We start from the raw sequence: 10,512 nt of genomic DNA on the forward strand, positions 1-10,512 counted from the left end.
GTCTGGGTGGGAGTCTGGGTGGAACCCTGGGCGGCGGCCCGGTGTCGTCTGTGTCGGCGGGCCTGGGCAGGGCGGCCACGGTGGGCCACTTGTCGGTGCCGCAGAGTTGGGCCGCTGCGGCCCCGGCGACGAGCGGGGAAAGCACGCTGTCGGCTCTCAGCAGCGCGACCGTCGGCCCCGAAGCCAAGGGAGGGGGCCTGCTCCGCGGCATACCGCTGACGGGCACGGGCACGGGCCGGGCCGCCGGAGGGAAGGTGGTCGGTCAACGGTATGGGTTCCGCCACGCAGTCATGGCGCGGTCGGTAGTCGGCGGATAAACGCCTAGATCGGCAAGACGCGCTGATCGCGGACGTCGACGCCCGCGGGTGGACTATTTGCCGGAAGTGAACCAGGCCACCTTGGCCTGCCAAGATCGGGCAGAACCGTAGGCGAAGCCGATTGCGCTCAGACAGGCGCACAACCAGACGGGCAAGACGATATCGGAGCCCGCCCAGGAGGTGCCCATCTGGATCGCGGTAGCTGCCACGCCGAATGCGGCCGAGATCAGATAGAGGTCGACAGTCGTCGTTGAGCGGGGATCCGTCCGCAGTATCAGGAGTACTCGTCCGGCATAGACGAGTAGGTAGATCATCAGGCCGCCCAATACCAACCAGTAAGCCGCGAGCCAGATGTCGCTGGCCGGGGCGGCGAAGAAGTCGAGGTGATGGCCTTCGTCGGCGATGATGAACAGGGCCACCAGCAGCGGAACCGCCAGCCGTAGCGGGCGCGTGACGTGCTTGCGTAATAGGTCGCGCTCGTGGGTTTCGTCGACGAGACGGACGAGTCCATGCCGGATGATGGCCGTCACCGCGAAGATCCAGCAGATGTGGCCGAGGAGGTGTTGTACGTTCCACAGCCCGAAGACGCGGTGCAGGGATGGGCCGAGCGCGACCGCCGCCCAGTGCGACATCAGCAGCACGGCGCAGCCATGCAGCGCGATGTTGCGGGTGGCGCCGGCCTCCCATCGGGAGCGCCAAGTGTCGCGCCGGATCCACAGGCTGCACAGGAGGGCAATCAGGGTGGCGACGATGAGTGCGGTTTTGATCATTGAAAGGGTCCCGGCAGCGCCGCTCAGAGGGGCGGACTGTTGGGATCGGGGCGAAGGTCACGCAATCTGGGCTGGCCGGGCTGGGACTCCAGGTACTCGGTGACCGAGTCGGGGTCGATCAGACCGTAGCGGACCTGCAGGTCAACCGGGTTCAACCCTAAAAACTTGGCCGCCCTGATCAGGTTGTCTGCGGTGATCAGCCTGCCCTCGCGAGCCGCCTTGTAGTACGCGGACTTGCGGTAACCGAATGCTTCGTAGACCTCGGTAGCCGCCAACGGCCTACCCACCAGGTACGGCAGAACCACGGCTGGGTCCTTCGCACTGTCGTCCACAATTACGGACGATATCGCCATGGGACGGACCTGGCAAAAGGAAACGCGAGTCAGCGTGAATGCCCGTAGCCTACGCGATCGCCGTGCCCGGCGGTTAATCGAACAAAGTTGCGCAGCTGTGGGTCTTTTCCAGGTCCAACAGGGTGCGTTTGCGCTGCAGGCCGCCGCCGTAGCCGGTGAGGCTGCCGTTCGCGCCGATCACCCGATGGCACGGGACGACGATGGAGATCGGGTTGTGTCCGTTGGCCAATCCCACAGCGCGTGCGGACCCCGGGGCGCCGATCTGCTCGGCGATACGACCGTATGACCTCGTCTCTCCGTACGGGATTGTCAACAACGCCCGCCAAACGCGCCGCTGGAATTCGGACCCGTGTAGATCGAACGCGAAATCGAAGTCGGTGCGCTCACCGGCGAAGTAGGCGGCCAGTTGCTCGACGGCATCGTCGAACGCCCGTGGGTTCGGCGACCAGCCGGTGCGGTTCGGTTCATAGGTCTGGTCGACCATCCGTAGGTGTGTCAGCACCGAGTCGCGCCCGGCCAGGGTTAGCAATCCGATGGGGCTGTCGATGGTGCGGTACTCGATCATGCGACCTCCTGTGGCGGCCAATGGTTTACCGGATGTTCAAGGGTGGTCCAAAGATATTGCGTTGCATAGGAACGCCAGGGGCGCCAGCGGGAGCTGTGTTCGACGAGGGGGCGTTCGTCGAAAGGCAACCCCAGCCGCTTTGCGGCCAGACGCAGACCCAGATCGCTGGCGGGGAAGGCATCCGGGTCGCCGAGGCCGCGCATCGCAATCACTTCCGCGGTCCAGGGGCCCACCCCGGGCAACGCGAGCAATTGTTTGCGGGCGCTTTCCCAGTCGCACCCGGTGTCCAGGACGATGCTGCCGTCGGCGAGGCCGGCGACCAATGCGCTCAGCGTGCGCTGGCGGGCCCTGGGCACCGCTAGATGGCTGGGGTCGATCTCGGCGAGCTCGTCCACGGAGGGGAAGGTGTGGGTCAGTGCTCCTCCGGGATCGTTGACCGGCTGTCCGTAGGCGCCGACCAAGCGGCCCGCATGGGTGCTCGCGGCCTTGGTGGACACCTGCTGTCCGAGTACCGCGCGCACCGCGAGTTCGGCTTCGTCGACCGTGCGGGGAATGCGCTGTCCGGGTGCCTTGGCCACGATGGGGCGCAGCCCTGCGTCTCCGCCCAGTGCTTCGTCCACCGCTTCCGGGTCCGCATCGAGGTCCAGCAGCCGCCGGCAACGGGCGATCGCCGTTGTCAGGTCGCGGAAATCGTCGAGCATGAGGACGCAACTGACGTGGTCGACGACAGGAGTCAAGCTCACGATGGCGTTGCCGACGGGAAGGCGCAGGCTGCGTCGGTACGCGCCGTCGCGGACCTCCTCGCAACCGGGAACGGTGCCGGCCGCGAGATGGCCGAAGACACCCTCGTAGGCGAAGGGTGTGCGCACCGGCAGCCGAAGGCACACGGTGCCAGGCGAATTGGCCCCGGATGCGGAGCGCGCTGCCGCGCGCCGGCGCAGCGCACTCGGTGTGCCTTCGAACACCGAACGCACGGTGTCATTGAACTGACGGATGCTGGAAAACCCTGCGGCGAATGCGACGTCGCCGAACGGCAGGTCCGTCGTTTCGATCAGCACACGCGCCGTCTGCGCGCGTTGCGCACGGGCCAGTGCGAGGGGGCCGGCACCGACTTCGGCCTGCAGGAGCCGTTCGAGCTGTCGAGTGGTGTAGCCGAGGCGGGCGGCCAGGCCGCCAACGCCGTCGCGGTCCACCGTGCCGTCGGCGATGAGCCGCATCGTCCGCGCCACCACGTCACCGCGCACGTTCCATTCCGGGGACCCCGGAGAGGCGTCGGGACGGCACCGCTTGCATGCCCGGAAGCCGGCGCGCTGAGCGGCCGCCGCCGTCGGGTAAAACCGCACGTTACGGGCGAATGGCGGCCGCACCGGGCAGCTGGGTCGGCAGTAGATCCGGGTGGTCAGCACCGCGGTGACGAACCAACCGTCGAACCGGGCGTCCTTGGACTGGACGGCGCGGTAGCAGCGGTCGAAATCGTCGTGCATGCTTCCAGACTTACACCCGTCCACCGACAAAACTAGCGGGAAAGCGACATCGTTGTGAGCGGGTATGCCGGGGTGACGCATCGGCGTTGGTCGGCCTCGGCATCCAACCGGCATTCTTGTCGATTCGAGCTACTCACAGCACGCGATGGTATTTACTGTGAGCCAACTCGCCGGCTGTGGCGGCATGACCCGACGGGGTGAGTGGGTTCGGGGAAGGGCGAACTGATGAAATGGCTGGCGGTGTGGTGGGAGCAGGATGACCACTTCGATTGGCTGACAGGCTATTTGCAGGCGCATGGGCTGAGCACTAATACCCGCCGGGTCTTGGCCGTCGTGGCGGCCTCACTGGTGCTGGTGCCCGTCAACGTGTGCTGGGGCCCCGAGCCGCTGTATCCCCGTGTGGCGCTGACGGTTTCCATCCTGGCCGCCGTGATTGGGGTGGCCATGACGGTACTGTGGTTGAGCGGGTGGCCCACTCGGCGCCAGTCCATTTTTTACATCATGACGGGCTGCGTATCCATCGGCGGCGGCTGCCTGTGGCAGCCCCAGCCGCTTATCGGACTGATGGCGTGCTCGGCGTTGTCGGTGACGGGCGGCTACATCGCGTTCTTCCACACCGCCAAGCTGATGACGTTGAACTTCTGCGTGGCCAGCGCGATCGGGGCCTGGCAAGCGGTGCGTCTGGCCGCTACCGGGCAGGCTGTGCTGGCGTTCACCGGCTACTTTCTGGTCCTGGAACTCAACGTCGTCGTTCCGCTTGCCATCCAGGTCGTGGTGCGCGCGCTGTGGATGGATCTCTTGCGCGCCAACCGCGACCCGCTGACCGGCTTGCTGAATCGGCGTGCCTGCGACCGGGCGATAGTCGGCCGGATGCTCGCCGGCGCCCATCACAAGTTTCTGGCGGTGGCGATGGTTGACCTGGATCGCTTCAAGGAGCTCAACGACACGCGCGGGCACGCCGCCGGTGATGAGGCGCTCATCGAGGTAGCGGGCACCTTGACCACTGCATGCGGTGAGACGGCCGTCGTCGGCCGCGTCGGCGGGGAGGAATTCTTGGTCGCTGACATCGTGACAACAGAACAGCTGCCGGAGTGGGGCCGGCAGCTCTGTGATGCCGTGGCCGCGATGAATGCCTCGGTGACCGCCAGCGTCGGAATCGCCACGCTGCCGTTGAGCGGTGTCGTCTCGGAATATGCCGAGCACGCGTTCCACCAGTTGGTTGCCGAGGCCGATACCGCGATGTATGAAGCCAAGCGGTGCGGCGGCAACCAAAGTCGCCACCGCCAGGTGGCAGCCTGAGCCCGCCGAGAACTATTGAACGGGTCGAGCGACGTCGACGAGTGACGCCAGCCGAGTGGGGCGCTCGTGTCCGCGAAGGGTCACGGTGTCGCCCAACGACCAACGGGCCCGCTCATTTTCGCTCGCACCCTCGATGGCGTCGGCCGTGGCAAGCAGTCGGTTGGTGTGCGACTTGGCGAGCTCGCACAGCCGGGCCGCCTCGTTGACCGGCTCACCGATGACGGTGTATTCGAATCGTTCTTTGGCGCCGACATTCCCCGCGACGACCTGTCCCGCGGCCACGCCGATGCCGGCCTCGAGGTCGGGCACCTCGTCGGCCAGCCGCTCGGCGATACACCGCGCGGCGGCCAGGGCCGCGTCTTCAGGGCTATCCAGGCGGTTCGGTGCTCCGAAGATGGCCAGCGACGCATCGCCTTCGAATTTGTTGACCAGTCCGCAGTGGCGGTCCACCTCCTCGACGACGACCGCGAAGAAACGGTTCAGCACCGCAACAACTTTGGCCGGAGGCTGACTCGTCACCAGTTTTGTCGACCCGACGATGTCGATGAACACGACGGCCACATGGCGTTCCTCCCCGCCCAGTTGCGGTCGTTCGCGTTCTGCGGCCAGCGCGACCTCGCGCCCGACGTGGCGGCCGAACAGGTCGCGGACGCGTTCGCGCTCCCGCAGGCCGTCGACCATCGTATTGAAGCCACGTTGCAGCTCACCGAGTTCGGTGCCGTCGAATACCACGAGGTCACCGCGCAGATCGCCCCGTTCGACGCGCCGTAGGGCGGCCCGCACCACCCGCACCGGTGTCGCGGTGAGCCAGGCCAGGATCCACATCAGGACGCACCCAAAGATCAGCGGGGCCATCGACACGATCAGCACGGCCACCGCGAACTGGGTCTGGGTCAGATTCCGCAGTACGAGCTCAAATAAAGCGAGCAGCATGATGCCGATGACGGGCACGGCCGAACCGAGGAACCAGACCACCATCGTCCGGCCCATGATGCCTGCCGAAAATCGGCGCGGCGGTGGCCCCGCCTCGAGCGCTTGCGCGGCGACCGGTCGCAGCGCGAACTCGGCGAGCAGATAGCTCCCGGTGGAAACCAGCACTCCGCAGAAGCTCACGACGAGAAGAAACCGCGGAATGAACAAGGAGTTGACCATGCCGAACAACGTGGTCAGCACCACCGTCCCGGTGCCCCACAAGACGAGGTCGACGAGGGCGATTCGCCACGGGGCCATAAAGGCGTTGCGCCCGTCCTCTTGAGTCGGCGTGCGCCCCTCGATCGCCCAGCGCAGCGCGATCACGGTACGGCGGGTGATCCAATAGGTGCCCCACGTGAGAGCCAGCGCGATGAAGGCCGGTACGGCCCCGAAGGTGAGCCACGCCGGCGCATCGTCGAACACGCTCGGCGCCGGAATGGCGACGGTCACCAAGAACACCGCGACGCCGATACCGATCAGGTTTGCCCCCAGCACCAGCACCGTCATGATGATCTGGATGCGCACCCGGCGCGGGCCCTGGCTTTCCGATACCCGGCCGAGCAGCAGGGAGCCGTACGCCGGCGTCTCTGGCAGACGGCCGCTCTGGCGGGTGACGCGCTCGAGCACCCGGCCTATTCGTTGTGCCATGGACTTGTTGGCCGACATGGTGGCGTCAGCCTAATTTGTCGGCCACGCTCTAAGGTGAGTCGGGTGCGTCTAGTGATCGCTCAATGCACCGTGGACTACGTCGGCCGGCTCACCGCGCACCTGCCATCCGCGCGCAGGCTGTTGCTGTTCAAGGCCGATGGATCGGTCAGCGTGCACGCCGACGACCGCGCCTACAAGCCCCTGAACTGGATGAGCCCGCCGTGCTGGGTGAGCGAGCAGGCTGGTGACCAGGCGCCGGTGTGGGTCGTCGAGAACAAGGCGGGCGAGCAACTGCGCATCACCGTCGAGCAGATCGAACACGACTCCAGCCACGAGCTCGGCGTCGATCCGGGGCTGGTCAAGGATGGCGTCGAAGCGCACCTGCAGGCGCTGCTCGCGGAGCACGTGCAGCTGCTGGGCGACGGGTACACCCTGGTGCGTCGCGAGTACATGACCGCCATCGGGCCCGTCGATCTACTGTGCCGTGATGAACGCGGCGGCTCGGTGGCGGTGGAAATCAAGCGACGCGGCGAGATCGACGGTGTTGAGCAGCTCACCCGGTACCTCGAGCTGCTCAACCGGGACAGCGTGCTGGCGCCGGTGCAGGGAATTTTCGCGGCTCAGCAAATCAAGCCGCAGGCACGCACCCTGGCGGTCGATCGCGGGATCCGTTGTGTGACATTGGATTACGATAAAATGCGCGGCATGGACAGCGACGAGTACCGGCTGTTCTGAAGGCTGGTCACTAGACTGATCGAATGCCTCGGCGCCGCACACCGCCCCGTCGGCGGCGGCCCTCAGCGCCGCCGCCGGCATTGCCCCGAGTAGAGGTCGGGCCCGACGGCCACGAGTACGAAGTCCGTCCCGTCGCGGCGGCCCGTGCGGTCAAGACCTACCGATGCCCCGGCTGTGATCACGAAATCCGCTCCGGCTCAGCACATTTGGTCGTGTGGCCGATCGATTCGACGCTGACGGGAGGCTCGGGTCAAGTCGACGACCGACGGCATTGGCACACGCCGTGCTGGGCGCACCGCGCGACCCGCGGTCCAACCAGGAAGTGGTCGTGAATATCGAGTCTCAGGCGGCCGGTTCGACGAGCTCGATCAGAACTCCGCCGCCGTCCTTGGGGTGGATGAAGTTGATCCGGGAGTTTGCCGTGCCGCGACGGGGTGCTTCGTAGATCAGTCGCACGCCTTGCTCGTGGAGCCGCTCGACAAGGGCGTCGAGGTCGCTGACCCGGACGGCCATCTGCTGGATGCCCGGCCCGCGCTTGTCCAGGAACTTCGCGATGGTCGAGGAGTCGTCGATCGGGGCCATCAACTGGATCTGCGCGGTGCCTGCCGGGGCACCTCGCACTGCCAGCATGGCCTCGCGGATTCCCTGCTCCTCGTTGACTTCCTCGTGCACCAGGATCATGCCGAGGTGGTCGTGGTACCAGGTGATGGCGGCGTCCAGGTCGGCGACTGCGATGCCGACGTGATCGATCGCCGTCACCAGCGAGGTGGCCAGGATCTGACGGGCGTCAACTTGATCGGTCGTCATCACATAACGGTAACCTGGCGGCAAAGATTGCGCTTCTCCGGGAGGCCGAAACGGCCATCGAGGGGGCGCCTAGCAGGCCTTAGGAGATAGTCATGACGACGTCGGTGATCGTTGCTGGAGCGCGGACACCCATCGGCAAGTTGATGGGTTCGCTGAAGGATTTTTCGGGCAGCGATCTGGGTGCCATCGCGATCGCCGGCGCACTGGAAAAGGCGAATGTCCCGGCGTCGGCGGTCGACTACGTGATCATGGGCCAGGTGTTGACGGCTGGGGCCGGCCAGATGCCGGCACGCCAGGCCGCCGTGGCGGCCGGCATCGGCTGGGATGTTCCCTCGCTGACCATCAATAAGATGTGCCTGTCCGGTATCGACTCCATCGCGCTGGCTGACCAGCTCATTCGCGCGGGGGAGTTCGACGTGGTGGTGGCGGGCGGTCAGGAGTCCATGTCGAAGGCGCCCCACCTGCTCATGGATAGCCGCTCGGGCTACAAGTACGGCGACGTCACGGTCTTGGACCACATGGCCTACGACGGCCTGCACGACGTGTTCACCGACCAGCCGATGGGCGCGCTCACTGAGCAGCGCAACGACGTCGACAAATTCACCCGCCAGGAGCAGGACGAGTTTGCTGCGGGTTCGCATCAGAAGGCGGCCGCGGCGTGGAAGGACGGTGTCTTCAGCGACGAGGTGGTGCCGGTCAACGTCCCGCAGCGCAAGGGTGATCCGCTGCAGTTCGCCGAGGACGAGGGGATCCGGGCCAACACCACCGCCGAGTCGCTGGCCGGCCTCAAGCCGGCATTTCGCCGGGATGGCACCATCACCGCCGGTTCGGCATCACAGATCTCCGATGGCGCGGCGGCGGTGGTGGTGATGAGCAAGGCCAAAGCGCAGGAGCTGGGGCTGAGCTGGCTGGCCGAGATCGGTGCGCACGGTGTGGTGGCCGGACCGGACTCCACCCTGCAGTCGCAGCCGGCCAACGCGATCAAGAAGGCGATCAGCCGCGAGGGCATCTCCGTCGACCAGCTCGATGTCGTCGAGATCAACGAGGCGTTTGCGGCGGTTGCGCTGGCCTCGACGCGTGAACTCGGCATGAATCCCGACATCGTCAATGTCAACGGCGGCGCGATCGCCGTCGGGCATCCCATCGGAATGTCGGGGGCGCGAATCACGCTGCACGCCGCCCTGGAACTGGCCCGGCGCGGCTCCGGTTACGCGGTCGCGGCGCTGTGCGGGGCCGGCGGCCAGGGCGACGCGCTGATTCTGCGAGCAAGTTAGTCCGAGATCGGGCCTCCCCGCGACGTTGCTGGCGCGGGTAGGTGGGCGAAGAATTGTGATCTTCGTCATACGCGCCGATCGCGCCGCTTTTTTGGGGTGATCTGTGCCCCTGCCGCGCCCGCGGTTGGGCACCCCCGCCACCGGGTGGATCGGTAGCCCACGCGCATGACAAACTTGACGGCGTGACGCGTCCGCGACCTTCCATCGGCCCCGCACTGACCGGCGCGGTCGATCTCTCCGGTCTCAAGCAGCGCGCCCAGCCGGCAAGCACTGCTCCCGGGGGGTCCGCGCCGACGCCCCCCGACGGCGGCTCTGCAGGCATCACTACGGTCACCGAGGCCAACTTTGAGGCCGAGGTCTTGCTCCGGTCCGAGGAAGTGCCCGTGGTTGTGCTGCTGTGGTCCCCGCGCAGCGACGCGTGCGTCCAACTGCTGGACACGCTGTCCGGCTTCACCGGCCAGGACAATGGCAAGTGGTCGCTGGCGACGGTCAATGTCGATGTCGCGCCCAGGGTCGCCCAGATATTCGGTGTCGACGCCGTCCCGACCGTTGTGGCGTTGGCGGCCGGGCAGCCGATCTCGAGCTTCCAAGGCGTGCAGCCGGCCGAGCAATTGCGCGGCTGGCTGGACCAAATCCTTTCCGCGACGGCCGGAAAGCTCAAGGGAGCAACGGGTTCCGCGGAGTCCGAGGTGGTCGACCCCGAGCTGGACGCGGCCCGTCAACAGCTGGAGGACGGCGACTTCGAGGCCGCCAAGGCGTCGTATCAGTCGATCCTGGATGCCAATCCGGCCAGCGTGGAAGCCAAGGGCGCGATCCGGCAAATCGACTTCCTCACCCGCGCAACCGCGCAACGCCCGGACGCCGTTGCTATCGCCGATGCCGCGCCGGGTGACATCGAAGCCGCGCTCGCTGCCGCCGACGTGCAGATCCTCAACCAGGAGGTCACTGCCGCGTTTGAGCGCTTGATTACCTTGGTGCGCAGCACATCCGGTGATGACCGCGCCCAGGTGCGAACTCGATTGGTGGAGCTGTTCGAACTCTTCGACCCAGCCGATCCAGAGGTCATCGTGGGACGACGCAGCCTCGCCAACGCGCTGTACTAGCGCTGATTCGGCTCCACGAACGTCGAGTTGTTGGGGCAAACCCCGTGGCGGATTCAGGCGGTGTTTGCAACAGCGGGCGGTTTTGATGGGTTGGAGAGTAGTTCGTCGAGAGCTTCGGCGGGTGTTTTCCAGCCCAGGGTTTGGCGGGGCCGGTTGTTGAGTTTTGCGGCGACGTAGTCGAGGTA

The 10,512-nt window shown here is 66.4% G+C and carries 12 protein-coding genes and 1 pseudogene; 6 read left to right on the forward strand and 7 right to left on the reverse strand.

Going from position 1 to position 10,512, the window contains the following annotated elements:
• On the forward strand, positions 1 to 317 hold a 317-nt coding region (locus tag Q0W90_RS20015), incomplete at its 5' end, for a PE/PPE C-terminal domain-containing protein (protein ID WP_297776154.1).
• Between the two features lie 53 nt (positions 318 to 370).
• On the opposite strand, the gene Q0W90_RS20020 is transcribed toward Q0W90_RS20015, so the two are convergent.
• From Q0W90_RS20020 to Q0W90_RS20035, 4 genes are all read right to left on the reverse strand, one after another.
• Positions 371 to 1,087 (reverse strand): hypothetical protein, encoded by a 717-nt coding sequence (locus Q0W90_RS20020; RefSeq protein WP_297700178.1) that lies wholly within the window; start codon positions 1,085 to 1,087, stop codon positions 371 to 373.
• Positions 1,088 to 1,110: 23 nt separating this feature from the next.
• Complete coding sequence (locus Q0W90_RS20025) at positions 1,111 to 1,419, reverse strand: hypothetical protein (RefSeq protein WP_297601414.1); 309 nt, start codon at positions 1,417 to 1,419, stop codon at positions 1,111 to 1,113.
• 94 nt (positions 1,420 to 1,513) lie between these two features.
• Entirely contained in the window at positions 1,514 to 2,005 is a 492-nt protein-coding gene (locus tag Q0W90_RS20030) for a methylated-DNA--[protein]-cysteine S-methyltransferase (RefSeq protein WP_297601412.1), read from the reverse strand.
• Complete coding sequence (locus tag Q0W90_RS20035; RefSeq protein ID WP_297601409.1) at positions 2,002 to 3,489, reverse strand: DNA-3-methyladenine glycosylase 2 family protein; 1,488 nt, start codon at positions 3,487 to 3,489, stop codon at positions 2,002 to 2,004. Before Q0W90_RS20035 ends, Q0W90_RS20030 begins: the two co-directional genes overlap by 4 nt.
• 225 nt (positions 3,490 to 3,714) lie before the next feature.
• On the opposite strand from Q0W90_RS20035, the gene Q0W90_RS20040 reads away from it, so the two are divergent.
• Positions 3,715 to 4,788, forward strand: coding sequence for a GGDEF domain-containing protein (locus Q0W90_RS20040; protein WP_297700174.1), 1,074 nt, complete (start codon positions 3,715 to 3,717; stop codon positions 4,786 to 4,788).
• A gap of 12 nt (positions 4,789 to 4,800) precedes the next feature.
• Here the strand turns inward: Q0W90_RS20040 and Q0W90_RS20045 are convergent, their stop codons facing one another.
• Positions 4,801 to 6,426: an adenylate/guanylate cyclase domain-containing protein gene (locus Q0W90_RS20045; protein ID WP_297599209.1), complete on the reverse strand. Its 1,626-nt coding sequence runs from the start codon at positions 6,424 to 6,426 to the stop codon at positions 4,801 to 4,803.
• A gap of 45 nt (positions 6,427 to 6,471) precedes the next feature.
• On the opposite strand from Q0W90_RS20045, the gene nucS reads away from it, so the two are divergent.
• Both nucS and Q0W90_RS20055 read left to right on the forward strand, forming a co-directional pair.
• Positions 6,472 to 7,143 carry an endonuclease NucS gene (nucS, locus tag Q0W90_RS20050; protein ID WP_297599211.1) on the forward strand — a complete coding sequence of 224 codons (672 nt, stop codon included), beginning with the start codon at positions 6,472 to 6,474 and terminating at the stop codon, positions 7,141 to 7,143.
• Between the two features lie 23 nt (positions 7,144 to 7,166).
• Positions 7,167 to 7,475, forward strand: a complete 309-nt coding sequence (locus tag Q0W90_RS20055; protein ID WP_297599213.1) for a hypothetical protein — start codon at positions 7,167 to 7,169, stop codon at positions 7,473 to 7,475.
• Between the two features lie 10 nt (positions 7,476 to 7,485).
• Here the strand turns inward: Q0W90_RS20055 and mce are convergent, their stop codons facing one another.
• Entirely contained in the window at positions 7,486 to 7,953 is a 468-nt protein-coding gene (gene mce, locus Q0W90_RS20060) for a methylmalonyl-CoA epimerase (RefSeq protein ID WP_297599215.1), read from the reverse strand.
• 89 nt (positions 7,954 to 8,042) lie between these two features.
• On the opposite strand from mce, the gene Q0W90_RS20065 reads away from it, so the two are divergent.
• Both Q0W90_RS20065 and Q0W90_RS20070 read left to right on the forward strand, forming a co-directional pair.
• Entirely contained in the window at positions 8,043 to 9,224 is a 1,182-nt protein-coding gene (locus Q0W90_RS20065) for an acetyl-CoA C-acetyltransferase (RefSeq protein ID WP_297599217.1), read from the forward strand.
• A 182-nt stretch (positions 9,225 to 9,406) separates the two neighbouring features.
• Positions 9,407 to 10,327 (forward strand): co-chaperone YbbN, encoded by a 921-nt coding sequence (locus Q0W90_RS20070; RefSeq protein ID WP_297599219.1) that lies wholly within the window; start codon positions 9,407 to 9,409, stop codon positions 10,325 to 10,327.
• Positions 10,328 to 10,380: 53 nt separating this feature from the next.
• Here Q0W90_RS20070 and Q0W90_RS20075 read toward each other — a convergent pair.
• Positions 10,381 to 10,512, reverse strand: a pseudogene (locus tag Q0W90_RS20075) (IS30 family transposase); the annotation flags it as partial.

The organism is Mycobacterium sp. (assembly GCF_025933915.1).
Taxonomy (GTDB): Bacteria; Actinomycetota; Actinomycetes; order Mycobacteriales; family Mycobacteriaceae; genus Mycobacterium.

Coding starts and splice junctions, on each gene's coding strand:
- Q0W90_RS20020 (WP_297700178.1), bottom strand. CDS start 1,087: ATGATCAAAACCGCACTCATCGTCGCCACCCTGATTGCCCTCCTGTGC.
- Q0W90_RS20035 (WP_297601409.1), bottom strand. CDS start 3,489: ATGCACGACGATTTCGACCGCTGCTACCGCGCCGTCCAGTCCAAGGAC.
- Q0W90_RS20030 (WP_297601412.1), bottom strand. CDS start 2,005: ATGATCGAGTACCGCACCATCGACAGCCCCATCGGATTGCTAACCCTG.
- Q0W90_RS20065 (WP_297599217.1), top strand. CDS start 8,043: ATGACGACGTCGGTGATCGTTGCTGGAGCGCGGACACCCATCGGCAAG.
- Q0W90_RS20040 (WP_297700174.1), top strand. CDS start 3,715: ATGAAATGGCTGGCGGTGTGGTGGGAGCAGGATGACCACTTCGATTGG.
- Q0W90_RS20045 (WP_297599209.1), bottom strand. CDS start 6,426: ATGTCGGCCAACAAGTCCATGGCACAACGAATAGGCCGGGTGCTCGAG.
- Q0W90_RS20055 (WP_297599213.1), top strand. CDS start 7,167: ATGCCTCGGCGCCGCACACCGCCCCGTCGGCGGCGGCCCTCAGCGCCG.